Source organism: Paraliobacillus quinghaiensis (assembly GCF_003426025.1).
Classification (GTDB): Bacteria; Bacillota; Bacilli; order Bacillales; family Amphibacillaceae; genus Paraliobacillus_A; species Paraliobacillus_A quinghaiensis.
Genome location: NZ_QJSH01000004.1, coordinates 1 through 23,400 on the forward strand (window position 1 = coordinate 1; position 23,400 = coordinate 23,400).

Consider the following 23,400-nt stretch of genomic DNA (forward strand, 5'->3'; position numbering starts at 1 on the left):
CATTGTCAATTTCAACACACCCTTTCTGAAAGTTTTGGTACCATAATTATACCAAACCGAACTGACGTTTGTCTTGTAATTTGCTTTTTAATTTCAAAAAAAAGAAGCGATTCATCTCCCACCTAACACTGACGTGTTTGAGGAAGGAGTCTTCTCGCTTAAGTTCGATAAAGCACTCTAACTACTCCAGATACGGTTTCAGCACCAAACCAGGGTCTTCTTGACGTGTATAATAAGGAAGTCCAACTTCTCCGATTGCCACAATTTCATCTTGATGGGTTTCGATTAGTTCCATGATCCAATCCATTTCAGCTTCACTTGGCAGTTCCTGTTCTGGATGAAAACCTATCGCTGGTTTGATACGCGAATCGCACTTGGCTAAGCTTAAGACACTTTTTGCTGATTTAAAATCATTCGAGACAGCTATTAACGCGGAAACATCCGCTTGATCTAGCTCCTTTAAAATCTGCAATCTTTCCGAACGTTCATAGACATCCAAATGAATATGCGCATCTATCACCTTATGCATGATTCACGACCTGCAATTCTTTATAAATCGCTTTTTTCCATTGTAAAAATTCTTCTGACAAGAGTAACTCTTGATCACGTGGGCGCTCAAAAGGCAAAGTAAACTCCTTTTTAATCGCAGCCGGTTTATTTGATAGGACAATTACGCGATCAGATAAATAAAGTGCCTCTTCGATATTATGGGTCACAAAAAGAATTGATTGTCGGTTTTCTTCCCATATATTCAACAACCACTTTTGCATTTCAAGCCTGGTAAACTCATCTAATGCTGAGAATGGTTCATCTAAACAAATAAAGTCTTGTGGACTAAGTAACGCCCGGACAAATGCAACACGCTGCCGCATGCCGCCTGATAATTGATGTGGATAAGCATCTTCATACCCTGCCAATCCAGCCTTCTCTAGCATTGCACGTGCTTTTTTATAATCAGGTTTCCCTTGTATTTCTGCCCCAAGCACAACATTTTCTAAAATCGTTCGCCATGGAAAAAGCGCAGGACTTTGTGGGGTATAACTAATCGCACCGCGTTCACCCGTAATGTCATTCCCATCTAAATAAAACGTCCCAGCATCTGGTCGATACATACCACCGATGAGATGGAATAACGTACTTTTTCCACTCCCAGACGGGCCAAGTAACGAAACAAATTCACCGTGCTTAACAGAAAAAGAAACATCAGCTAATACCTGTTCATCTCCAAATGATTTGGTGACCTGTTCGACAACTAATTCACTCATACTTTCTCCTCCTTAACCCGTCCTTTAATGAGTAATTTTTCTAACGCAATAATAATTCCGAAAAAGATCATACATAACACCATAATAAAGAAAATCGCAACAAAGACTCGATCAGTTCTAAACGAAGACTGAGCTAATGTCATGTAAACACCAATTCCTTGATTCGCACCAAGCCATTCAGAGATCACTGCCCCCATCACACTATATGTTGCTGCAATTTTTAACCCTGAAAAAAACGATGGTAACGCATGCGGCAATTCTAATTTTGTGAAAATCTGGCGCTTGGATGCACCTGCCATTTGCATATAATGCATCAATTCATAACTCGTTTGCCGAAAGCCATCTAAAGTTGACACAGCAATTGGGAAAAAACAGACAAGTGTAATCACGATTAGCTTCGGCATCACACCAAATCCAAACCAAATCACAAGTAATGGTGCTAGCACAATAATCGGTATATTTTGCGATAATATTAATAATGGATAAAAGGCCTGTTTAACAGTCGGTAGTAGATGTAAACTGATCGCAACGACGAGGCCGACCGTAACACCAATCGCAAAACCGATTAGTGATAATCTGATAGTGGAAAGTAGATGATGCTGATAATTCACCCAACCAGCAACACCTTCCTGCACAATCACTGTCGGTGCCGGCAGTAGCCATGCTGGGACATCCAATAAACGACTACTTGCTTCCCATATCAAAAGTAGCGCTACTATTACTAAAATAGGACTAACCGTTTTTGTTGCAATTTTATTCATAATAGAAAGGCGATGCCAACAATGACATCGCCCTACCCTCCCATTCTAACGATACTTCTCTGTTAATGCGTCCATTGAAACACCATCAGGCTTATATACGACTTTCACTTGTGAGATAATACTTGGACATCCAAGCGCTACCATCTTTTCATTCATTTTTTCTATCGTTTGAAAAAGCTCTGTTAATTCGCCTTCCATCGTTGTTTCAAGTGGATTCACCTGGTACTTCACACCAGCTTGTTCAATCACTTCAATTGCTGCATCAACGTATGGAATCACGTCTTCACCATTTTTGGTTTTTGGGATTATTTGAATACTTACAAGTGCGTTTGCCATTTTGAAGCCCCCTTATTACTCTTGTTCAGGTAAAAATTCATTAGTAAATGCTCCGTTTGTATCAAGTTCTCTATCTAATAGATCATTTTCATACATCCAATCCGAGTAGTTTGCCCAAACTTGCTCATCTTGTATGCCCCACTGGGATGCATCATCTTGATATTTTGGTGACAACCATTCTTGACTTGCTCTTACAAGCTCTTCATCTAAATCAGGAACTGCTTCAATTAGAATATCTGCAGCTTCTTCTGGGTTATCTATTGCATAGTTATACCCTTTTGATACAGCTGCTAAAAACTTTTCGATTGTTTCTGGATTTTCTTCAATCATTGTTTCATTCGTTGTAATCACTGGTGTATAATAATCTAGTTTCTCTGAATAATCAGTTAGATACTGCATATTAAGGTCAATATCACGTAGTTCTGCTTCGATTCCAGTCCATCCATAATAGATCCAAGCAAAGTCAATGTCACGTTCTACTGCTGTAAAGAAATCTGAATTACCCATATTAACAATATTCACATCTTCTACACTAGCACCTTCTTGTTGCATGAGTGAGTCAAGAACTGCTGCTTCAACTGGGGCACCCCAACCACCATATGTTTTACCCGCATAATCGGCTGGTGACGTGATTCCTTTGTCAGCTGGTGAAGCAAATCCAGATGTATTATGCTGGATCACCGCTGCAATTGATACAATCGGAATATCCTGCGTACGTGCTTGTGTAAGACCTTCCTGTGCACCTATTCCAAATTCCGCTTTACCTGAAGCAACGACTTGAGACGCACCAGACTCCCCTGGTAAAGTAATCTCAACATCTAAACCTTCTTCTTCAAAAAAGCCTTCTGCCTGTGCAACATAAAGCCCTGTATGATTTGTGTTTGGCGTCCAGTCAAGCACCATTGTTACTTCTTCTAGTGATTGTTCTTGATGAGTTGTATCGTCATTCGCACAACCTGTTATAACAAGTAGTGCTATTAGAGCGATAGAAAATAATACTTTTTTCATTCTTAAAAATCCCCCTTTTATTTTTTGTGGAGGAACATATTTAACTTGCACGAATAAAAACAAAAATGCGCTTAGGCTAGGCCTAGAGCGCATATATCATCACAATTATTTCGTGTTCATATATGTTCCCTACGCTGGTCTGAGCCAGATCAGGTTCCAAGGGTCTGTATCTTATTGGATACGATCTCAACCAGCCATACTGGTCCCCCTACATTGAAACTTGCTATTCAATTACCTACATTTTTCACTTTGCCACAGATTGTTCATAAATTCAAGTATTTTATTTTTGAGTCTATTGAAACACACAATTAATTTGTCGAAATGCACGAATAGATACAATTCTCGCACGATTAACGAGCTGAAATACACGATTACAATTTCACAGCTCGATTAAGCAAGTTATTTCATCTTTTTTCAACTTTATGGCAGAATAAGTAGTAAGTAATAAAAATTGAGGTGTTCTAATAATGAAAATCGATGTATGGTCAGATTTTGTTTGTCCATTTTGTTATATTGGTAAACGCCGCTTAGAACAAGCAGTCGAGCAATTCCCACATAAAGATGATGTGGCTATAGAGTTTAAGAGTTTTGAATTAGACCCTAACGCAGCTGTTTATTCTGGTAAAAGTATACACGAAGCAATTGCAGAAAAATATAATATCCCAGTTGAACAAGCGAAAGAGACAAACGCAGGGCTTGCGCACCAAGCTGAAGCTGTTGGTCTAACTTTTCATTTCGAAACGATGAAGCCAACCAATACATTTCACGCACATCGTCTAGCGAAATATGCGAAAACCCTTGGCAAAGAAACAATCCTAACAGAAAAACTGTTACACGGTTATTTTACTGATTCTGTTAATTTAAGTGATATCGACACATTAGCTGCTATCGCTGTAGATGCTGGTCTTGATAAAGCAAGCGTATTAAAAGTACTTCAAGATGAAAATGCATATGCCAAAGAGGTCCGAGCTGATGAAACATTAGCGCAACAATATGGTGTAACTGGTGTACCGTTTTTTGTCATTAATAACAAATACGCCATCTCTGGTGCACAGCCGCTTGAAACCTTTACTAGTGCGCTAGAACAAGTATGGGAAGAAGAAAATCCAAAGCCACGATTTAAGGATCTTTCTAGTTCTAAAACAGAATTTTGTACAGGTAATGATTGTGGAGAAATCGATAAGTAACATATATCCTTTAGAGCAAATCACTCTAAAGGATATTTTTTGTTTAAGTCAGTTGTGTCGAACCTTCCCTAATTACTGCAATAATGTTATTCTAATAACACAGTATAAAAAGACAAGGATGTTATCGAGATGGACATAAAAACGGCTTACGAAATATTGGAGCTTCCAAAAGATGCTACACTAGATGATTTAGAAGATAGATTTATTATTTTAATTAAACGTGAACAATCCGTAAGTGCGAATAATGTCAAAGAAGAGCTTAATGCAGACCAAATAAATACAGCTTATCGAGTCTTAAGAGACTATTTAACTGATGAGGAAGAGCCGGAGTCAAAAATCGGTTTAAAAGAGAAAATCGAACACTTCTTTCGGTATTATAAATTACACGTCATAGGTGTATTGGCTATTATTTTAGGAGTAGGTGTGATTGTTAATACCGTAATAGATAACAGAAATGAACAAGCAAAACTTGCAGATCAACCACCAGCAGCACTTAAAATAGTGTTATTAGGTGATTATGTTAATGAAGATCTAACGGAATTATTAGAAGATAATCTTAATGAAGAACTAACACCTATTCAAGAAAAAATAGCTTCTTTCTTTCCAGAGTGGGAACGAATCGAACTTGACTTATATTATTCACCACCAGAAGTAAGATCGCAAACTGATATAGGGATGACGATAAAAAATCAGGTAAATTTAGCACAAAATTCCCCTGATGTTTTAATTGTTGATTCGAGTCATTTTAAAACCTTTGTTGCTAATGGTTCTCTTTTAGCTTTAGATGACTTATCACAGTCAAGTAAAGATGCTGCAGAAAACAATCTATTATTCGCTCAAGAAGTAGACGATAGACCAGAGCAGCTTTACGGTGTAAATATAACTGATAGCAGCATCTTTCAAGAAACAAATCTACCCGGAAAAAAAATTGCTGTAATCTTTAACACAGCAGAAAACTATGAAAATGCCTTAGCATTTATTAATGAAACAGCTAAAACGCTTGACAATGAAGATTAGCATAACCCGTTTTTTTTAAAGGAGAAGCATCTATCCTCTTAAATGAAGGATACTTGCTTCTCCTTTTCCGTTCATTTTACATATGACGCCAAAATCAGTTGTGCCAGTTATAAGATGATTGCTCTGAAATTACATACGCTTTTTTAGCACCCTAAGAATAGAATGATTTTAACAATTCATTTGATCTAACTTTATGTAAAAACGCTATAATTTTTTTAGAAGTTTTACATACTCACCATATTCGTCCTCACCGATAAATAATACATTTGTAAATCCTTTCTTTTCATACAGGTGTCTTGCGTTTAAGTTATCTATATCAACACCAACTGCTATCTCTGAATATCCAAGCTGTTCCGCATAATCTATTAAATAATCAAGAATAATGCCTCCGATTCCTCGATTGCGATATTCTTCTTTAACAATCATACGAGATAGATAAATACGTTTACCTGGAATAGTATAATCTGGGTCATTATTTCTAAAAACTAACGACCCTTCTCCTATAAATAAATTATTTTCTAAATATACAAAGGTAATTCTGTTTCCGCTTACTAAGTCATCATAAAAAAACTTTGCCATTTTTGGATTATTATCCATATCCCAAATATCACTGCACTTATTATAGTCTTTGATATTTAGTTTCTTTATTTGATATGAAGTCATGACGTCCCTCCCTCTTTTTTATTCATCGAAGTTACAAATATGGTGTTATTCCAGTGAACTAACCTTATATGTAGTATATCAGTTTGCTTTAGTTTAAGTACATTCTTTACAACTCATTATACGCATAAAAATAACTACTTAATGTGAATATCAAAAAAACCTCAGCAACACAATAAATTGTGAGCTGAAGCTTTTGGATAATCTGAAAATCCCACAAAATAAATCGCTTTTAATGCTTAGAAAAAAATCTCCTATTCAGGTATTTCTCCATTTCAACCACAATAAATACAACCAAGCCTAGCGCTATCGGAATGAACCATAGTCCAAATTCTAATGGTGCTGTTGCAAAAACCGTGTGCATAAATGGTGCATATGTTATGGCGAGTTGTAATCCAATTAATATACCACAAACGATGAATGCTACCTTATTAGTGAAAAAGCTTTTATTTAATGCGAAACCATGCTCATTCCGGACATTAAATAAATAAAACATTTTACCGAATACAACAATGTTTAATGTAACTGTATTTGCTACTGCGTGATCAAAACCATTATCAACCATGATTGTGTTCACAATTAAACCTGTACCTGCCACAATGGCGGCTACATAGAAAATTCGAAACACATAATACTTACTTAAAAGCTGAGATCCTTTTTCCCTTGGCTTCCGAACCATAACATCTTTCTCCGCAGGTTCATAAACAAAGGCAAACGAAATAGTAACAGCTGTAACCATGTTAATCCATAATAATTGAACTGGACTTAATGGCATGGAGATCCCTAACAATATACTTGCCATTACAATAAAACCTTCTGCTGCACTTGTTGGAAGTAAGAACAAAATTGTCTTTTTAACATTATCGTACACACGACGTCCTTCTTCAATCGCATCTACTATTGTACTAAAGTTATCATCCGTTAAGATCATATTTGATGCATCTTTAGAGACTTCAGTTCCTTTAATCCCCATTGCTACACCAATATCTGCTTTTTTCAGGGCTGGTGCATCATTAACACCATCTCCTGTCATGGAGGTTACTTCTCCATTTTTCTGCAATGCCTTAACAATTCTTAATTTATTCGCTGGGCTCGTTCTAGCAAAAACCGCATAATCCTCAATTACCTCTGCTAGCTCATCATCAGACATTTGATCAATTTCTTTTCCAGTTATCGCTTTATCGTTTTTTAGAATTCCTATTTTTTTACCAATTGCAACTGCTGTAGATGGATGATCTCCTGTAATCATTTTTACCTGCACACCAGCAGTTTGTGCTGCTTTAACTGACTGAATTGCTTCTTCACGTGGTGGGTCAATAATTCCAGCCAATCCTAGAAATTCAATATCTTTTTTTACGTCATCATGTGTTAAGTCTTCCATTTGATCTGATACTTTTTTATACGCAACAGCTATAACACGTTGGCCATGTTTAGCCATTTGTTCCATTTGTTGTTCCCAAAAGTTCCGATCAAATTCATTGTTACCATGAAGCATATCAAAGATTTCCCCAGGTGCCCCTTTAATATAAATCATCCTACCTTCTTCACCGCTAGCTAATGTCGCCATATATTTGTAAGAAGAATCAAATGGGATTTTATCTATCTCTTCTGTTTCTGGTAAAGATAGATCAGTTTTTTCTGCTAACGTGATAAAACAACCATCTGTGGGTTCTCCAGTGATGTTCCAACGTCCGTTTTCATCTTGAAACAATTCCGATTCATTTGCTGTCTTCGTAGCAAGCAGGAACTTTTCCAATAGAGGATCTTTCTCTTTTGTTTCTGATTGTATTTCTCCCTCAGGTGCGTAGCCTTCCCCTGTTATAGAATAAGTCTGATTTGGTGTTATGACTGTTTTTACAGTCATTTCATTCTTGGTTAATGTTCCGGTTTTATCCGAATTAATAATTGACACAGATCCTAAGGTTTCAACGGATGGCAAGCTTTTGACAATTGCATTTCGTTTGGCCATTTTTTGAACACCAATTGCTAGAATCATTGACATAATTGCCGGCAAACCTTCTGGAATTGATCCGACTACCATAGCAATAACAGATAGAAACAGTTCACCAATCTCATAGTCGCGGAAAAAATAGGCAAAGACAAAGAATGCAATAGCAATTAAGACAACAGCGATCGTTATATTTTTGCCAAATTCAGCTGTTTGCTTCGTTAGAGGTGTCTCCATCTCTTTTACTTCCGTCATTTGTTCGTTAATTTTACCAATTTCCGTGTGGTTACCCGTTTCTACCACAACACCAACACCTGTACCAGATGTAACAGATGTTCCGGAAAATGCCATATTAATACGATCTGCCAATACAGTATCATCTGGTAAAGCACCTACTTGTTTTTCAACAGAGTCAGATTCTCCAGTTAAGGCTGATTCCTCAACCTTCAGATTATCCGCATCTACTATCCTTATGTCAGCAGGTACACGGTCGCCAGGGAATAAGTAGACAACATCCCCTCTAACCAGTTGTTTGGCATCTATTTCAACACGACTTCCATCACGTTCTACCGTTGCTTCAACTGACAACATGTTACGAATACTATCTAATGCTTTTTGCGCTTTACTTTCTTGAAAATAACCAATTAATGCATTAACAATCACTACCATACCAATAACAGCTGAATCAATATAATGTTCTATTAAAAAGGTAATAATTGTAGCTGCGATTAACACATAAATAATAATGTCATGAAACTGCTTGATGATTTTTTTTAATGTTGATTCTTTCTTAATGTCATCAAGCTTATTTTCACCAAATTCGTCTAACCTTTCCTTCACTTCATCTTCTGCTAAACCTAACTCTATATCTGTTTTTAATTCTTTCTGTAGATCATCTATATTTTTTGCGAACCAATTCTTTTGTGCATCATCATCCATCTCGCATTTCCCTTTCCCTTCATATTATTAGACGTCTCCAACAACTACTTATTCGAGCATATATTTATATACCCTATTCCCAATTCGAACTTAAGTAAACGTGGCGATCACTTGGATTATTTTCACGCTCTCTATACATGTTTAATTTAGCAAGATTGGTACATAATACTAAAATAATTCTTGTCATAATTAATATGTTAAAAGGGGTTTCTTCGATGTTTAAGAAAGTAGGAAAAAGAAATATAGCTAAGTCTAATCAATCGAACCGAGAATCGAAAGAATCCATAACATTACACAGTAATCTAACAGCTAATCTTGATCGGATAAAACAGGACCTACCAGCTGAAGATGTTATTATACGGGAATTTAAGATTGGTACCAAGAAAAAAACAAAAGCTGGTATCATCTATGTTAGTGGTTTAGTAGATAAACAAATGATACAAGATTACATACTGGAATCACTTATGATCGAACCAACTAATCTAAAGCAAATTGACAACTCAGATGCTGTGGCACTATTAAAAGATTCACTTTTAACAATCGGAAAAATAGAGGATATTTTTGATTTTGAAGATCTCTATAATGAACTTCTATCAGGGAATTCAATCATACTACTTGATGGAGAACCACAAGGATTCTCGACTAGTACAAGGGGCTGGGAAGATCGTGGTGTAACAGAACCGAGTACACAAAACGTAATTAGAGGACCAAAAGATTCTTTTACTGAAACATTACTTACAAATATTACACTGATTCGCCGTCGGATAAAGGATATTAATCTTCGTCTAGAAATGAAAAAAATAGGAAGAAGAACAAAAACAGACGTTGCGATTATGTATATAAATGGCGTTGCTGATGAAAAAGTAGTGAAGGAAGTACAGAAAAGGCTGGATCGTATTGATATAGATGCGGTCTTAGAAAGTGGTTACATTGAAGAGCTGATACAAGATGAGACATATACGCCATTCCCAACCATTTATAATTCAGAACGGCCTGATGTGATAGCAGGAAATCTTTTAGAAGGTAGAATCGCAATTATCGTAGACGGTACGCCATTTGTGCTTGTTGTACCTGCACTTTTTATACAATTTTTCCAATCAAGTGAAGATTACTACCAACGTGCTGATCTTGCATTTTTAGTTCGATTAATTCGTTATTTAGCTTTTTTTCTATCATTAGTTACACCTTCAGCGTATATTGCTGTTACAACCTTTCATCAAGAAATGTTGCAAACACAGCTTTTAATAAGTCTGGCAGAACAGCGTGAAGGAGTACCCTTTCCAGCCTTTCTTGAAGCTCTACTAATGGAGATCACCTTTGAGATCTTGCGCGAAGCTGGCCTACGTATGCCAAAAGCAATTGGTCCAGCTATTTCAATTGTTGGTGCATTAGTGCTTGGACAAGCTGCAGTTGAAGCTGGGATCGTTTCTGCCTCTATGGTAATCGTTGTTTCTCTTACTGCAATATCAAGTTTTGTTATGCCTGCTTACAATTTAGCAATCACATTTCGGATGTTGCGTTTTGTATTAATGGGCTTAGCTGCAAGTTTTGGACTATTTGGGATTATCTTAGGACTGATCACGATGGTACTTCACTTATGTAGCCTGCGTTCTTTTGGTGTACCCTATTTAACTCCTTTTGCGCCTTTTGAGGCAAAAGAACAAAAAGATGTCATTTTTCGAATGCCTTTATGGGGGATGACTTCACGCCCTCGTTCGATTAGCAAAAAAAATGTAAAACGACAACAACCAGTCTCCAAGGCTAAACCAAAACCAAGATAAGACAAGTAAAGGGGCTTCATATGAAACGGAAATTCAAATTACTTATACTCCTTTTCATAACACTAAGTTTGTTAAGTGGATGTTGGAGTCGTAAAGAATTAGATGAAATGGCAATCGCAACAGCTTTGGGGATTGATAAAAGTGGAGAGGATTACCTTGTAACTGTTCAAATATTAAACCCCGGGGAAATTGCAAGCCAAGCGAATACAGACAGAACAGAGGTCACAACATACGAAACAACCGGAAAAACAATTTTTGAAGCTTTAAGAAAATTAACAACTAAATCTCCAAGAAAAATTTACTTTGCACACACAAGGGTAATCATTTTTGGTGAAGAATTAGCGAAAGATAGTATAAAAAAGCCATTAGATCTAATCTCAAGAGATCATGATTTCAGAACTGATTTTTTTATTCTAGTTGCTAAAGATACTGAGGCTAGTAATGTCTTAAAAGTATTAACTGCAATTAATAAAATCCCGGCTAATAAGATTTTCTCTTCCTTGCAAACCTCTGAAAATGAGTGGGCACCTACAAAAGCTGTCACAATAGACGAGTTAATCGTTAATTTCACAAATGGACGTTCAAGTCCAGTCTTAACAAGTATTATAATAGAAGGAAATTCACAAGCTGGGAATAAGAATAGTAATGTCCATCAAATTGATGCATTAGCTAAACTAAAACTTACAGGATTGGCAGGATTTAAAAAAGACAAACTTGTCGGTTGGCTGAATCAAGAAGAAAGTAAAGGCTTTAACTACATTACAGATAATGTTGAGAGTACTGTTGGTTATGTTCCATGTGAAGATGAAATAATTGCTGTAGAAGTAATCAATTCATCCACAGATGTCACAGGAAAAGTTCAAAAAGGCGCACCTAAAATTAACATCCAAGTTAAATCTGAAGCAAATATAGGAGAAGTACAGTGTAAAAAGGATGTCACTAAACAGGAGATCATTAAGGAATTAGAAGAAGCGTTTGCTGATAAAACAAAAGCTATCATTGAAAATAGTATCAAGAAAGCAAAAGATGACCTAGAAAGTGATATCTTTGGGTTTGGTGAGGCGATATATCGCGCTAATCCACAAGCTTGGAAAGAGATAAAGCAAGATTGGGAACAATACTTTATCGATTTAGAGATTGAGATAAAAGTTAACTTCAAAATCAGGAGTACTGGAACAATTATGGAATCGTTCCAAAGAGAGAAGGACGAATAAAATGTTTATCAAAATATTTGGCGTACTTATACTCAGTAGCATTATCATGTATGTAGAAATCCCATCTCTGTTAAAACAAAAAGCTTTCAAAGATTTAGCTGCGTTTATAACTATTTTACTTATTGCGATTGTTTTAAGTACAATTCATTTTCTCGATATAACAATTCCAACTCCAATGGATGCTATCGAGACTATTTACAAACCGTTAAGTAATTTTTTTGCAAGTTTATTGAAATAGGTAGAAAGGATGGGGGCGCTCATGTTAGAAAACGGGAGAATTAGTATTAAGCAGCTTGCTTCTTTAGTTATTTTTTTTACAATTGGAAGTTCCATTTTAGTTGCTCCGTCTGGTCTAGCACAAGCAGCAGAAAAGGATGCTTGGATTTCCAGTATCCTTGGTGTTCTCATCGGTTTATTATTTGTGACACTATACAATTCCTTACAAAAAGAATTTCCTGATAAAACGCTAGTTCAATGCTCTGAGATTATTCTTGGGAAGTGGTTAGGAAAGCTTGTTGCACTCTCCTTTTTAAGTTATTTCTTTATTCTTGCTAGTGTACTTTTACGAGAAATAGGCGATTTTGTAACTACTCAAATTATGCTGGATACACCAATAGAAGCGATATTAATTCTTTTTGCTGTGGTAGTTATGATTGGTGTACGTCTTGGACTGGAGACATATAGTCGTGCTACAGAGATCTTTTTCCCTTGGGTTTTTATCTTATTTACATTACTTATTACATTTTCTGCACCAGAAATCGATATTACAAAAGTACAACCACTTTTAGGTAACGGTTTCAAGCCAGTATTACAAGCAACATTTCCTTTTTTAGGACTACCTTTTTTGGAACTTGTTGTATTTTTAATGATTTTACCCTATGTAAAAAACCAAAATAAAGCAGGGAAAGCATTTTTAATTGGAACATTAATTGGTGGGCTAACTTTGATTATTATTACAGTCGCTTGCTTGCTTGTACTTGGTCCAGACTTAACAGCACGAAATAATTATCCTAGTTATGTTTTAGGAAAAAAAATGAGAATTACTGAAATTTTAGAACGTCTGGAAGTAATTGTTGCGATTATCTGGTTTCTTACCATTTTCTTCAAACTTGTGATTTGTTTTTATGCAACAACACTAGGACTTGCTCAAATGTTACGATTAAAAGACTATAGATCGTTGGTTTATCCCCTTGGTATGATCTTAGTTATTTTAGCGATTATTATTAGTCCTAATGTTACGTATTTTCATTACATAATGGAAAAAACATGGACACCCTATTCCTTAACATATGGATTATTTCTGCCACTTTTATTGTTAGTGGTGTCTAGAGTGCGAAAAAGTACGGGATCACTCAACAAAAGAAAGTAATCCCTAAATTGTTCTTTTTTTGAGTGATTCTAATTTTTATTCTGACGATTCGGTTCCGTTGTTAGTCTTTTTCGTCGCTGTATGATAGACAACAGTTAGATATTAAGTAGCAGCACTATTATTGGCAGCGTTCCTTCTTCGCCTAGTAATCATGTTAACACCCATTACAACAACGATTAATTCTTCATCTGACAAATTTGGCGAGAAATTTTGTAGTTGATATGCTGATGATTGCATAAATCCACTCACTTTTTTGAAAGTTGCTACTTGTTCGTTTTGCTGATTTAAAACTGTATAATCCTTTGAAAAAGCTGCTGATTCAATGTAATACTCTCCATATTGATACGAAGTGTAAACATATTTTTTTCCAATCGAAAAGAAAGGTTTTTTTAATAGACCTATTTCTTGATCGTTCTTATCCTTGGTGATCCACTTAGAACTCATGAATTTAAAAGAGCCTTTCATTACAATATTACCGTTCGCATCTAGTACATCCACCCCTGATGAAAACATACTCTTCAAATCTAGCTCACCAACAACTTCTTTTGTTTCAGTGAGAATTTCTGTTTTTCCTGCTGAGAATAAATTATTTGAAAAATATAAGGAAGATTCACTCATTTAATTGACTCCTTTCAAAAGCTGGTTTATTTATTAACGATTATACTAGCTAAAAAGTTCCATTTTAAATCAATTTCCACTACTTGTAAGCTCCTCTTCCATGAAGGGTCGATATCAGTTATTTTTTATACTAAATCGCCCCTTCCATCTAGAATATCTGCCCTTCTCCATAATTTATCTACCCTCCAGCATCTCATAGGGTTTATTCGCTTTTATTTTCGGCTATAGTAATACGTATTACATTAAAAAGGTGGGAACAACTGTGGAAATTGCACAAATCATCTGGCTACTATTTATCGGCTTTATAATTTTTACAATTGATAAAAAGCAAGAGAATTTTCCTGTACCAACGATTCTTTTAGTACTCGGAATTGTATTATCATTTATTCCTTACTTTTCCACAATTAATGTAACAGCAGATATGATCTATCATATTTTCCTACCGGCATTACTATTCATCTCTGCTTATCAATTTCCACCAAAAGATTTTAAACAAAATGCCGGAATTATTTTATTCCTAGCAACAATTGGATTATTACTTACAGTAGGTTTACTCGGCGGATCAATTTTTGTCTTAGGCAACTTTTTTACATCCATATCTTTTCTTGGTGCACTCATTATTGCTGCTATATTAACACCTACTGACCCAGTCTCTGTCGTTTCCATTTTAAAAAAATCGACTGGAGATGAGAAGGTTGCCTCTATTGTAGAAGGCGAATCCATGTTGAATGATGGGACAAGTATCGTTGTCTTCACAGTTCTTGCAGGCATGCTAACAAATCAGCAAACCTTTTCCCCTTTGTCATTCGTATTTGAATTCTTATATGTATCAATTGGTGGTGCTTTACTTGGGATTGGATTCGGCTGGCTGATGAGTAAAGGGGTGCACTATACCCATCATAAAGAATATCAAGTAATGCTTAGTATTGTACTTGCTTACGGGATTTTTCATATCGCTGAATTTATTGGAGTGTCTGGTGTGTTGGCAACGGTAGCAAGCGGTATGATGCTATCATTTGAATATGGTCGTACAATTAAAGAAGCGCATTTTAAAGAGGCACTTGACGGATTCTGGGGAATTGTTGAACTGGCTATTCTTTCGTTAATTTTCTTAGTGATTGGGATCGAAGCTGCTGATTATCTTATTTTTGATGGTTGGTTTTTTGCAATTATTATTTTCATCGCAACAATCATGATTCGATTCATATTAATTACTGGTACGAAACAGCTTTTTTCAAACTGGCGTAGCACTACAAATTGGAGTGAAACTTTTCTCATATCTTGGTCTGGATTAAAAGGAACAATCTCTATTTTTCTTATTCTCACACTTCATGCAAAGAACACAGTAAACGCTGAAATTGACTGGATCGTTTCCCTTTCATTTGCCGTTGTTATTCTATCACTTATTGTGCAAAGTTTAGGCATTTATCCCTTATCAAAAAAACTTAGACAATAATTGAGAAAAGGGAACTATTCTCGTTTTTCATACGTATAGTAATAGTAACAAGCAATAATGGGGGTTAGTATATGTCAGAGGAAAAAATATGTCCTAGCTGTGGCAATGATTCGTTCGTTGAAGGAAAATTGGATGGCTATGCTGCTATACGACCAGTTGATCGGATTTTTTCTGGAGGATCCGCGATGATCCTTCGCTTTTGTAATAGTTGTGGTGAAGTAGATTCAATCAAAGTAGAGAAACCGCAGAAATTTAAATGAATAGAAAAAGCTAACTGACTTATATAATCTGTACCCTTTGTAAAGGACTTTTTAAAAAAAGACTATGCGACACTAAAAAGGTGATTCCTGTATTCTACAGGGGTCATCTTTTTTAGATTCCATTGATATCTGTAGTTGTTGTAATAAGTCATATAACTTCTAATTTCTCGTTTTAACTCATCAAGTGTTTCACAGGGTTTAATATATGCCTCATCTTTGAAATGACCAAAAAAGGATTCTTGTGGAGCGTTGTCCCAACAGTTTCCTCGTCTTGACATAGACTGGCCTAAACCATATTGCTTAACCATCTTTTGAAAGACTGGGTTTGTGTAGTGGAATCCTTGGTCTGAATGAATGAAGGCTCCCTCTGCCAATTTTACTCTTCTATTATTTTTTAACTTTAATAGCGTGTCTGTTGCGATATCTAAAGTGATACGATCAGAAACGTTATATGCTAAAATTTCATTTGTTGATCCATCTTTAATCGTGGACAAATAAGCTTTCTTACCCTTTCCATAAAATAAATAAGTGATATCTGTTAATAATACCTTTCCAGGTACATTTTGTTTAAATTGACGATTTAATTTGTTTGGTAATACAGTATGTTCTTTCGTCGCTTTCGCCAACCGACGATAAGGATTAGCTTTTCTGATGGGACATACAATGCCATACTTCTTCATAATTCTGCGAATGCGCTTTAGGTTATAGTTTGTCTGAAAAACATTATCTAACGTCATTTTAATTTGACGAGCACCCTTTTTTCGTCCCTTGTAGTTAAAGGCTTTCAATATCTTCTTTTTGGCCATGTTATCTCGTTTTTCGCGTTGTCCCCTTCTTTCCAATGAGTCTTGAGAGAAATAATTATAATATCCAGAAGGGGATACACCAGCTACCTTACATAAATACCTTAATTTATTTTTTAATTTAAACTTATCAATTACAGATTTAATGAGTTCAAACCTCTGCGATGCAGGAATGGTTATTTCTTTTTCTTCCCCAGTCTCCTCTCTGCCATATCGATCTTTTTTAGTAACTCTACCTCTGCCTTTAATAAATTATTCTGTGCTTTCAATCGTTCATATTTCTCCTCTATCGAAAGCTCCTTCTCATTTGGTCGACCAGACTTAACTTTACGTGTATCTTGCAACCCCGCTATTCCATTCTTCCTATATGCAGCACGCCATCTTTTACCTGATGATTCGACACGGTTTATCCCAATAATATCTATATCAAATCCATGTTCCTCAAAAACTTGTCTTGGAAATTTTCCCTTTTCATTCTCCGTAATAAAGATTCTTTTAAATTCATCCGTGTATGTGATTCCCTTGTTACTAACGGCTGTCACATAAGGGTTTTTATACAATTCTTTTATTTCTTTCCCACTGAATAACCTCGTACTCATATCTCTTCCCCATTTACTAATTTTTTCTTAATTATACATAAAAGTACCCTATAGGTAGACTTTTTTTAAAGTGTCTACTCTATAGGGTACATTTTAATATATAAGTCAGTTAGCTTTTTGTCGTACTCAAATATTGCGCCATGAATACTTATTTGAATACCCTTTACCCATTTCCGAATACAATCTATCGACTTACCATACTACTGCTCAACAAACCTGAATTCTTCATTTTCAAAAACTACCGTCTTAACATTTTCTAATTTCTCTTTATCTAGTTGGATGATAAAAGTCCTTTGATAACCAATATCATCACATGGCCCACTCTCTTGATCTGTATCAATTAATAAACGATTGTCACTTATCTCTAACTGATTAATATCTTTTGCACATGAGTTTTCCGTTGTATGGGCAAATATAATCGCACCTTCCTCAAAGTCAACATTAGGTCTATCTTTTTCAAAATTAAACGAATCCCATGAATTAATAAAATCATCTTTATCATCCATAATTCCCACAATTTTGTTACCTGAAAAAGGGTCATCTGGTGCTGTTCTCTCATTATGAAGTACTATTCCATTCTCTATTTGCTGACCGCAAGCCATTAGTACAACTAATAATACTAATATGAATAATTTGATAATATGTCGGATATCATCACATCCTTACGTAGAACATTAAAATTTTAAACAAAAAAATGACTATACATACTAGTCATTTTTTGTTTTGTTTATCTTCAATACGTCACTAATTCAGACTGTACATAATGATAAACAAGCTTTTCTGTTTGTTCTAATGATGATTCATGTGTGCGTTCATATGCATGAGAAGAATCAATTCCTGGTCCAATCAATCCGTGCACAATATCGTTACCAGCGCGAATTGCTGCAGATGCATCTGACCCATAATAAGGATAAATATCTACTTGATAAGCGATATGATGTGCTTCACATAACTGCACTAAGTTTTTACGCATCTCATAATGATACGGACCACTTGAGTCTTTTGCACAAATGGAGACCGTATATTCATCTGTCGATTGGCCATCACCGATTGCACCCATATCAACTGCCAAATACTCTACCGTTTCCGGGCTAATATTCGAATTACCACCATAGCCGATTTCTTCATTATTGGAAATAAGGAAATGCGTTGTATACGGCAGTGTTATATTTTCATCTTTTATACGCTTGATTAGCTGTAATAAGATTGCGACACTTGCCTTATCATCCAAATGACGTGATTTTATAAAACCATGATCGGTAACTTCTACTCTTGGATCAAAAGAAACGAAATCACCAACCTCAATACCTAACGCACGCACATCCTCAGCACTACGAACTTGCGCATCTATTCGCACTTCCATATTCTCTTGGTTACGTTCTGCTTTACCTGCATCCTTATAAACATGAACAGAAGTCTGGTGCATGAGAATTGTCCCAGTATAGGTCTTTCCACTGGATGTTTGAATCTCACAATACTCCCCTTCCATTGCATTAAAACGAAAGCCACCAATCAGATCAAGCTTCAATCGTCCACTTGGCTTTATTTCTTTCACCATCGCACCAAGGGTATCAACGTGAGCTGTTAACATACGGTGTTCTTTATCATTTTTACCAGGTAACGTCGCAATCAAGCCACCCTTTCGATTACGCTTCGTTTCCACGTTTAAGTCTCGTAAAAACCCCTCCACAAACTGAATCACATTGCTTGTGTTGCCTGAAGGACTTGGAATGGATACGAGTTCTTTTATTAAAAACTTTGTTTCTGTCACATTTGGATATAGAGCCATGTAAATTCTCCTCTCAACATTAATAATTGATACTTTTATTCGATCTCACTAGTTTTCGTACAGGTTAAGTACTTGCCACTTTTATCAAATCAATACCCCGCATAACACGATACAAAACTATTTTCATGCCACGCTTAACTCCACTTTCTGTTATACTAAATGACACAAGTAACAAATAAAGGAGGATACATACATGCAACGACTCGAGTTTGAAAAAGCTTGGGATCGAACCATAGCCCAAGAAGATCGTAAACGAATCGAAAAGATTTTTTCTGAAACGGGACATAAAAACGAGCAAAATATTGTTTTTACCTTATTAAACGTAGCCAGAAACCATAAAAAAGATTTATTGGTAATGGTACTAATTCATAATTTTAGTTTAGAACCTTATCAGATTAAGGATGAAACACTAGAATATAAAGAAAACAATCAACTCGTTGCTAGACATAGATTCGCGTTGCCTACTCCAATGATCCCTGCACAGACAAGTATGCCTTGGACATTTATCTTTCCGGAAAACAGCCTTGCATCTGATGCCAACTTAGTGAATGGTAGTATTGAAAAAATTTGATAACCCATTCACTATGGCTCCTATTTTTTCTTTTTTTTCTCTAAATAATCTGCTAACCCCATTGCACAGATTTGTAGATCTAGCTTTATGTGTTTGTTTAGCTCTTCATTCGGTTCAATTCCCATTTCAACTATTCCCTTTGACACCATTGAAGTTAAGCCTTGAAAGATTGCTTCTACCTTCTCATCAAAATTTCCACCTGGATTTGCTGCAATGACAGTTTCAGCTACATCTACAAACTTAGGTAGCCAAGATCTTAATTGTTGATAAGCAGCTTTCGGTTTTTGAGTAGGCCCATAATGCCCAAAGTAGATCGTATCAACATCTAGTTTTTCTATTTTCTTCAACGAGTTTAACATTACATCTGGATCGAATTGATTCGGTGATGTTGTCGGGAGCACTAATTCAATCCCATTTGTTTTATCTATTGGATAAAGAATGCCAATCGTATCACCTGTAAAAACACCATTACTATAGGAATCATGGATAGAAAAATGATGTTTCGCATGTCCAGGTGTATCCAAAAAGGTTAGCGTTCGATCCTTTCCTATTTTAAGTTTCTCTCCGTCTTCCTTTGTGATCAATCGATTTTCAGGGACTGGTAAAATTGGATCAAATAGTCCATCAAATGTCTCCCCATAAACAGCCTTCGCCCCTTGAATTAATCTCGTTGGATCTGCGAGGTGACGTTCTCCCCGAAGGTGCACGATAACGGAGGCATTTGGACAACTTTCTAATAAAAGCCCAACACCACCAGCGTGATCTAAGTGAATATGCGTAACAATGATATACTTTATTTCTTTCGGATCAATCTGTAGCTTATCTAAACCTTCTAACAAATGTGGAATAGAAGGACTTGCACTCGTTTCAATTAACGTTAGTTCTTCTTCATGAAGCACATATGAGCCTGTCCGCTGTTCCAATTCTAAATCAAACAAATCAATTATACTTACACGTTTTCCTAAATCTTTTGGTTGTTCCATACAATCTACACCAGCTTTCATTATTTAATTTGAATAATTAATATTCCTCTATTATAACCCTAAATGCTTAGCCACTATTTTTCTACAGTTTCTTTCTTTACTTTATCATAGTTTTACTTTTAATAATGCGGGTATATTTCTATTAAGACTAATTTTAAAAGGAGAATTATAATGATTAAATTTAAAACAAATAATATTGAAAATGTGATCGAAATCGAAGTTGAAGGTGCGATTATGGAACAAGATATTAAGGATTTTGAACACTATTTTGAGGAGAAAAAAGCAGAACAAGGAAAGATAAATCTTCTTATGGTGCTAAACGGTGTGAGATATTCTACAAAAGGTTTAATAGAAGATTTCAAATTCGATAAAAATCATTGGGATGATTTTAACAAAATTGCTGTTGTTAGCGATAAAAAATGGATTGAATTTGGTACAAAAGTGATGGAAATATTCCCTAAAGTCGAAGTGGAACACTTTAACAAAGATGAAAGAGAAAAAGCATTAGCTTGGCTTCAATAAAGGATTGTAGTTAAAAAGAAGTGGAGAGGTCCACTTCTTTTTTTGTGGGTGAAAATCAGTTTTATTAATTATTAGGCAGTTTTCATCACTAACGCATATGAAAGTGAATATATTGTCTTAGGCTATTTTTCTAGGAGGATATCACTTATGTATTATTATCAAAACGGTTACTATTATTATCCTGTTTATTACCCTGATACACGTTACTACCCAAGTTACAGACAGCCAGCACCTGTTAATTCTGATCTCCTGTGTCAATCAGCAACTGAAACGAAAAAACTTATGGACGATGCTGTTATTGTCCTTGACAAGTTGTCAGATTCCAAGGAATTTGATGAAAAATTAATGAATGCTGCGCAGATTTCAGATTACGAGGAGGTTGATCGTTTAATCCATTCACTAGGTTTAAAAACGGATTTAGAAGTACATTTTAACCCAGATGGATTGCGATTAGAATTTAAGTCAGATGTAGATAATATAGATTGTTGCAGATTAACAGTTGCATTACGTTGGCGTTAGGTTATAAGTAAATCTATACAAAAGCACCGCGATTATTCGCGGTGCGGTTAGTTATGTGCAATTATAATGGTTTCTCTACTAATTCTGTTACAGAAACACTTTGTTTTATTTCTGGGTTATCAAGGGGATGAACAGTTGCGTTACCCGTGTCTTCATCAACATGCTCAATATAAACCTTTCCATCATTATACGTAACATTAACCATTTCTGGTGAAAAAATAATTTCTTGTGCGCGTTTTGCGTCCATAAACATAACCTCCTACCTATTTAGGTTTATGTTTGACCATACACAGTTAAATATACATATTTTCACGATTTTTTATAAGAGATTTACTTTTTATCAAGCTCCATTGTACTTGTTATCTCGACTCCTTTTAACGCTTGGGATGCTAGTTGGTCAGCTTCACCATTCTTTTTACGTGACACGACGTTATATTCTGGTGTAATCCCTAAATCATCTAGTTTCGTTTCAATCCGATCTGCCCATTTATTTAAATCTTCTTCCACACAAGGCCAGTCACCACTTAACTGGTTCAAAACAACCTGAGAATCTCCGATGAGCGTAATAGTTTGATGATGTACACCTAATTGCTCCAGTTCTTGTAACCCTAAATGAAGCGCTGCATATTCCGCTTCATTATTGGTATTTAATTGTTCTACTTCAGCATTTTTACGAAGACGGTACTTTTTATTATTTTGTTGATAATATATTACACATCCTAAACCTGACCGCTTTGTTTCAAGGTCAAATCCTCCGTCAAAATACAACGTAACATTATGTGGTTCTGTTTCTACTTCCTTTAACAATTTCTTTAAATCCTTCATTGTCCAGGTTGTATCATGGTAATCAACAAACAGGATATTTTTTGTGCGCCCCGTTTTTTCAAAATCTTCCGCAATTAAAACCGCTTTTGCTGCACGCATGTAGTCTGATCGAAAGGAAATCTCTGCTCCCTTAGGCGTTTTGTATGTTAGTTCGATTCTGACTTCCATTATAGAACCATCCTTTTTCACTAAAATATGATTGTATTAATATCCCACTTTTTTCAAAATGCATTCTATTCTATTTTACCATCTTTCTTTTAAACACTTGAGCTTATCTAAGCAAATATATCTATATATTTAGTTATTCATGTTTAACACCTCTAACGCGTGGTATAGTCTAATATACCGTTACTAAAAGGAGGAGTTATAATGAAGAAGATCACAAAAATGATAGCATCTGTAGTTGGAGGTGGGATGATTTTTGGGGCAATCGGCGTTTCAGCATCCGAGACAGTAACAGTAGATCCTGGTGACACGTATTGGGGACTAGCTCAAGATTATGAAAATGTCTCTACTGAAGAAATAGTAGAAGCAAATGAGTATGCTCCTCGAATGATTCCTATTGGAGCAGAGATTGTTATACCGACAGATGAGTCAGAAAAGAGTAGTGACACAAGACAAGATGTAGTGACACACGTAGTTCAGCCAAGAAACACACTCTCGGATATTGCTGCAGTATATGAAGGTGTAACTGCAGATGATTTAGCAAAATTAAATCCTGACGTCGACCCTGAGAGCCTAATGATTGGCTCAGAGATCGTAGTTTTCGACTATGGTAGTGAAGATGTCGCAGAAGATGAAGATTTTGTCTATCACACAGTTCAGCCTGGTAACACATTCTATGAATTTGCAAGTATTTATGATGGTATAACTGTAGATGATTTACTTGAAGCAAATCCAGATGTAGATGCGTATCTATTGCAAATTGGTTCAGAAGTCAAAATTCCAACTAAATAAAAAACTTAAAAAT

At 35.7% G+C, this 23,400-nt stretch carries 26 protein-coding genes and 1 riboswitch; of the genes, 12 read left to right on the forward strand and 14 right to left on the reverse strand.

From position 1 onward, the window contains the following. Nucleotides 1-181: 181 nt before the first annotated feature. The 5 genes from D2K40_RS03660 to D2K40_RS03680 are packed head-to-tail and all read right to left on the reverse strand — an operon-like array spanning nucleotide 182 to nucleotide 3,370. Nucleotides 182-529, reverse strand: a complete 348-nt coding sequence (locus D2K40_RS03660; RefSeq protein ID WP_117153123.1) for a TatD family hydrolase — start codon at nucleotides 527-529, stop codon at nucleotides 182-184. Then, on the reverse strand, nucleotides 522-1,265 hold the full coding sequence (locus tag D2K40_RS03665) for an ABC transporter ATP-binding protein (protein WP_117153125.1): 744 nt from the start codon (nucleotides 1,263-1,265) through the stop codon (nucleotides 522-524). The genes D2K40_RS03660 and D2K40_RS03665 overlap by 8 nt, the downstream gene beginning before the upstream one ends. Continuing rightward, entirely contained in the window at nucleotides 1,262-2,026 is a 765-nt protein-coding gene (locus D2K40_RS03670) for an ABC transporter permease (RefSeq protein WP_117153127.1), read from the reverse strand. Before D2K40_RS03670 ends, D2K40_RS03665 begins: the two co-directional genes overlap by 4 nt. A 45-nt stretch (nucleotides 2,027-2,071) precedes the next feature. Further along, on the reverse strand, nucleotides 2,072-2,362 hold the full coding sequence (locus tag D2K40_RS03675; protein WP_117153129.1) for a thiamine-binding protein: 291 nt from the start codon (nucleotides 2,360-2,362) through the stop codon (nucleotides 2,072-2,074). 15 nt (nucleotides 2,363-2,377) lie between these two features. Beyond that, nucleotides 2,378-3,370, reverse strand: a complete 993-nt coding sequence (locus tag D2K40_RS03680) for an ABC transporter substrate-binding protein (protein WP_117153131.1) — start codon at nucleotides 3,368-3,370, stop codon at nucleotides 2,378-2,380. 109 nt (nucleotides 3,371-3,479) lie between these two features. Beyond that, a riboswitch (TPP riboswitch) is annotated at nucleotides 3,480-3,590 on the reverse strand. Nucleotides 3,591-3,837: 247 nt separating this feature from the next. Here D2K40_RS03680 and D2K40_RS03685 point away from each other — a divergent pair. After that, nucleotides 3,838-4,557: a DsbA family oxidoreductase gene (locus D2K40_RS03685; RefSeq protein ID WP_117153133.1), complete on the forward strand. Its 720-nt coding sequence runs from the start codon at nucleotides 3,838-3,840 to the stop codon at nucleotides 4,555-4,557. A 129-nt stretch (nucleotides 4,558-4,686) separates the two neighbouring features. Next, the gene (locus D2K40_RS03690) at nucleotides 4,687-5,574 is read left to right on the forward strand and encodes a J domain-containing protein (protein ID WP_117153135.1); all 888 of its coding nucleotides are present in this window, start codon (nucleotides 4,687-4,689) and stop codon (nucleotides 5,572-5,574) included. Between the two features lie 204 nt (nucleotides 5,575-5,778). Here D2K40_RS03690 and D2K40_RS03695 read toward each other — a convergent pair whose 3' ends face one another. Continuing rightward, nucleotides 5,779-6,237, reverse strand: coding sequence for a GNAT family N-acetyltransferase (locus D2K40_RS03695; RefSeq protein WP_117153137.1), 459 nt, complete (start codon nucleotides 6,235-6,237; stop codon nucleotides 5,779-5,781). Nucleotides 6,238-6,466: 229 nt separating this feature from the next. Then, nucleotides 6,467-9,121 carry a cation-transporting P-type ATPase gene (locus D2K40_RS03700; RefSeq protein ID WP_117153139.1) on the reverse strand — a complete coding sequence of 885 codons (2,655 nt, stop codon included), beginning with the start codon at nucleotides 9,119-9,121 and terminating at the stop codon, nucleotides 6,467-6,469. A gap of 215 nt (nucleotides 9,122-9,336) precedes the next feature. Between D2K40_RS03700 and D2K40_RS03705 the strand changes: the two genes are divergently transcribed. The 4 genes from D2K40_RS03705 to D2K40_RS03720 are packed head-to-tail and all read left to right on the forward strand — an operon-like array spanning nucleotide 9,337 to nucleotide 13,485. Beyond that, nucleotides 9,337-10,902, forward strand: a complete 1,566-nt coding sequence (locus D2K40_RS03705) for a spore germination protein (RefSeq protein WP_117153141.1) — start codon at nucleotides 9,337-9,339, stop codon at nucleotides 10,900-10,902. A gap of 20 nt (nucleotides 10,903-10,922) precedes the next feature. Then, nucleotides 10,923-12,116: a Ger(x)C family spore germination protein gene (locus tag D2K40_RS03710; protein WP_117153143.1), complete on the forward strand. Its 1,194-nt coding sequence runs from the start codon at nucleotides 10,923-10,925 to the stop codon at nucleotides 12,114-12,116. A gap of 46 nt (nucleotides 12,117-12,162) precedes the next feature. Then, a complete protein-coding gene (locus D2K40_RS03715; RefSeq protein WP_162879128.1) occupies nucleotides 12,163-12,354 on the forward strand; it encodes a hypothetical protein in 192 nt (63 codons plus the stop codon). 21 nt (nucleotides 12,355-12,375) lie between these two features. Next, nucleotides 12,376-13,485, forward strand: a complete 1,110-nt coding sequence (locus tag D2K40_RS03720; protein ID WP_117153148.1) for a GerAB/ArcD/ProY family transporter — start codon at nucleotides 12,376-12,378, stop codon at nucleotides 13,483-13,485. Between the two features lie 102 nt (nucleotides 13,486-13,587). Here D2K40_RS03720 and D2K40_RS03725 read toward each other — a convergent pair whose 3' ends face one another. Next, complete coding sequence (locus D2K40_RS03725) at nucleotides 13,588-14,103, reverse strand: LURP-one-related family protein (protein WP_117153150.1); 516 nt, start codon at nucleotides 14,101-14,103, stop codon at nucleotides 13,588-13,590. A gap of 262 nt (nucleotides 14,104-14,365) precedes the next feature. On the opposite strand from D2K40_RS03725, the gene D2K40_RS03730 reads away from it, so the two are divergent. Then, a complete protein-coding gene (locus D2K40_RS03730) occupies nucleotides 14,366-15,559 on the forward strand; it encodes a cation:proton antiporter (RefSeq protein ID WP_117153152.1) in 1,194 nt (397 codons plus the stop codon). 71 nt (nucleotides 15,560-15,630) lie between these two features. Further along, nucleotides 15,631-15,819 carry a hypothetical protein gene (locus tag D2K40_RS03735; RefSeq protein ID WP_117153154.1) on the forward strand — a complete coding sequence of 63 codons (189 nt, stop codon included), beginning with the start codon at nucleotides 15,631-15,633 and terminating at the stop codon, nucleotides 15,817-15,819. A 62-nt stretch (nucleotides 15,820-15,881) separates the two neighbouring features. Here D2K40_RS03735 and D2K40_RS03740 read toward each other — a convergent pair. From D2K40_RS03740 to D2K40_RS03750, 3 genes are all read right to left on the reverse strand, one after another. Beyond that, a protein-coding gene (locus D2K40_RS03740; RefSeq protein WP_117153156.1) for an IS3 family transposase occupies nucleotides 15,882-17,221 on the reverse strand; the annotation gives its coding sequence in 2 pieces (ribosomal slippage) (nucleotides 15,882-16,802 and nucleotides 16,805-17,221; 1,338 coding nt in all). Nucleotides 17,222-17,421: 200 nt separating this feature from the next. After that, nucleotides 17,422-17,823 carry a hypothetical protein gene (locus D2K40_RS03745; RefSeq protein ID WP_117153157.1) on the reverse strand — a complete coding sequence of 134 codons (402 nt, stop codon included), beginning with the start codon at nucleotides 17,821-17,823 and terminating at the stop codon, nucleotides 17,422-17,424. A gap of 131 nt (nucleotides 17,824-17,954) precedes the next feature. Then, nucleotides 17,955-19,010, reverse strand: coding sequence for a M42 family metallopeptidase (locus D2K40_RS03750; protein WP_117153159.1), 1,056 nt, complete (start codon nucleotides 19,008-19,010; stop codon nucleotides 17,955-17,957). A gap of 193 nt (nucleotides 19,011-19,203) precedes the next feature. On the opposite strand from D2K40_RS03750, the gene D2K40_RS03755 reads away from it, so the two are divergent. Next, a complete protein-coding gene (locus tag D2K40_RS03755; protein WP_117153161.1) occupies nucleotides 19,204-19,581 on the forward strand; it encodes an SLAP domain-containing protein in 378 nt (125 codons plus the stop codon). Nucleotides 19,582-19,601: 20 nt separating this feature from the next. Here the strand turns inward: D2K40_RS03755 and D2K40_RS03760 are convergent, their stop codons facing one another. After that, nucleotides 19,602-20,564, reverse strand: coding sequence for an MBL fold metallo-hydrolase (locus tag D2K40_RS03760; RefSeq protein WP_117153163.1), 963 nt, complete (start codon nucleotides 20,562-20,564; stop codon nucleotides 19,602-19,604). 171 nt (nucleotides 20,565-20,735) lie between these two features. On the opposite strand from D2K40_RS03760, the gene D2K40_RS03765 reads away from it, so the two are divergent. Both D2K40_RS03765 and D2K40_RS03770 read left to right on the forward strand, forming a co-directional pair. Then, on the forward strand, nucleotides 20,736-21,086 hold the full coding sequence (locus tag D2K40_RS03765) for a SpoIIAA family protein (protein ID WP_117153165.1): 351 nt from the start codon (nucleotides 20,736-20,738) through the stop codon (nucleotides 21,084-21,086). 147 nt (nucleotides 21,087-21,233) lie between these two features. Continuing rightward, entirely contained in the window at nucleotides 21,234-21,605 is a 372-nt protein-coding gene (locus D2K40_RS03770) for a YuzC family spore coat inner layer protein (RefSeq protein ID WP_117153167.1), read from the forward strand. Between the two features lie 61 nt (nucleotides 21,606-21,666). Here the strand turns inward: D2K40_RS03770 and D2K40_RS03775 are convergent, their stop codons facing one another. Together D2K40_RS03775 and D2K40_RS03780 are read right to left on the reverse strand one after the other, a co-directional pair. Next, on the reverse strand, nucleotides 21,667-21,852 hold the full coding sequence (locus tag D2K40_RS03775) for an H-type small acid-soluble spore protein (protein ID WP_117153169.1): 186 nt from the start codon (nucleotides 21,850-21,852) through the stop codon (nucleotides 21,667-21,669). A gap of 83 nt (nucleotides 21,853-21,935) precedes the next feature. After that, entirely contained in the window at nucleotides 21,936-22,598 is a 663-nt protein-coding gene (locus D2K40_RS03780) for a ribonuclease H family protein (protein ID WP_117153171.1), read from the reverse strand. 201 nt (nucleotides 22,599-22,799) lie between these two features. Here D2K40_RS03780 and D2K40_RS03785 point away from each other — a divergent pair, with 201 nt between their 5' ends. After that, nucleotides 22,800-23,387, forward strand: a complete 588-nt coding sequence (locus D2K40_RS03785) for a LysM peptidoglycan-binding domain-containing protein (RefSeq protein WP_117153174.1) — start codon at nucleotides 22,800-22,802, stop codon at nucleotides 23,385-23,387. Nucleotides 23,388-23,400 lie beyond the last annotated feature (13 nt).

Excerpts from the sequence above, each read along its gene's own strand:
- D2K40_RS03660 (WP_117153123.1), bottom strand. The coding sequence starts at position 529 with ATGCATAAGGTGATAGATGCGCATATTCATTTGGATGTCTATGAACGT.
- D2K40_RS03665 (WP_117153125.1), bottom strand. The coding sequence starts at position 1,265 with ATGAGTGAATTAGTTGTCGAACAGGTCACCAAATCATTTGGAGATGAA.
- D2K40_RS03670 (WP_117153127.1), bottom strand. The coding sequence starts at position 2,026 with ATGAATAAAATTGCAACAAAAACGGTTAGTCCTATTTTAGTAATAGTA.
- D2K40_RS03675 (WP_117153129.1), bottom strand. The coding sequence starts at position 2,362 with ATGGCAAACGCACTTGTAAGTATTCAAATAATCCCAAAAACCAAAAAT.
- D2K40_RS03680 (WP_117153131.1), bottom strand. The coding sequence starts at position 3,370 with ATGAAAAAAGTATTATTTTCTATCGCTCTAATAGCACTACTTGTTATA.
- D2K40_RS03685 (WP_117153133.1), top strand. The coding sequence starts at position 3,838 with ATGAAAATCGATGTATGGTCAGATTTTGTTTGTCCATTTTGTTATATT.
- D2K40_RS03690 (WP_117153135.1), top strand. The coding sequence starts at position 4,687 with ATGGACATAAAAACGGCTTACGAAATATTGGAGCTTCCAAAAGATGCT.
- D2K40_RS03695 (WP_117153137.1), bottom strand. The coding sequence starts at position 6,237 with ATGACTTCATATCAAATAAAGAAACTAAATATCAAAGACTATAATAAG.
- D2K40_RS03700 (WP_117153139.1), bottom strand. The coding sequence starts at position 9,121 with ATGGATGATGATGCACAAAAGAATTGGTTCGCAAAAAATATAGATGAT.
- D2K40_RS03705 (WP_117153141.1), top strand. The coding sequence starts at position 9,337 with ATGTTTAAGAAAGTAGGAAAAAGAAATATAGCTAAGTCTAATCAATCG.
- D2K40_RS03710 (WP_117153143.1), top strand. The coding sequence starts at position 10,923 with ATGAAACGGAAATTCAAATTACTTATACTCCTTTTCATAACACTAAGT.
- D2K40_RS03715 (WP_162879128.1), top strand. The coding sequence starts at position 12,163 with ATGTATGTAGAAATCCCATCTCTGTTAAAACAAAAAGCTTTCAAAGAT.
- D2K40_RS03720 (WP_117153148.1), top strand. The coding sequence starts at position 12,376 with ATGTTAGAAAACGGGAGAATTAGTATTAAGCAGCTTGCTTCTTTAGTT.
- D2K40_RS03725 (WP_117153150.1), bottom strand. The coding sequence starts at position 14,103 with ATGAGTGAATCTTCCTTATATTTTTCAAATAATTTATTCTCAGCAGGA.
- D2K40_RS03735 (WP_117153154.1), top strand. The coding sequence starts at position 15,631 with ATGTCAGAGGAAAAAATATGTCCTAGCTGTGGCAATGATTCGTTCGTT.
- D2K40_RS03745 (WP_117153157.1), bottom strand. The coding sequence starts at position 17,823 with ATGGCTTGCGGTCAGCAAATAGAGAATGGAATAGTACTTCATAATGAG.
- D2K40_RS03750 (WP_117153159.1), bottom strand. The coding sequence starts at position 19,010 with ATGGCTCTATATCCAAATGTGACAGAAACAAAGTTTTTAATAAAAGAA.
- D2K40_RS03755 (WP_117153161.1), top strand. The coding sequence starts at position 19,204 with ATGCAACGACTCGAGTTTGAAAAAGCTTGGGATCGAACCATAGCCCAA.
- D2K40_RS03760 (WP_117153163.1), bottom strand. The coding sequence starts at position 20,564 with ATGGAACAACCAAAAGATTTAGGAAAACGTGTAAGTATAATTGATTTG.
- D2K40_RS03765 (WP_117153165.1), top strand. The coding sequence starts at position 20,736 with ATGATTAAATTTAAAACAAATAATATTGAAAATGTGATCGAAATCGAA.
- D2K40_RS03770 (WP_117153167.1), top strand. The coding sequence starts at position 21,234 with ATGTATTATTATCAAAACGGTTACTATTATTATCCTGTTTATTACCCT.
- D2K40_RS03775 (WP_117153169.1), bottom strand. The coding sequence starts at position 21,852 with ATGGACGCAAAACGCGCACAAGAAATTATTTTTTCACCAGAAATGGTT.
- D2K40_RS03780 (WP_117153171.1), bottom strand. The coding sequence starts at position 22,598 with ATGGAAGTCAGAATCGAACTAACATACAAAACGCCTAAGGGAGCAGAG.
- D2K40_RS03785 (WP_117153174.1), top strand. The coding sequence starts at position 22,800 with ATGAAGAAGATCACAAAAATGATAGCATCTGTAGTTGGAGGTGGGATG.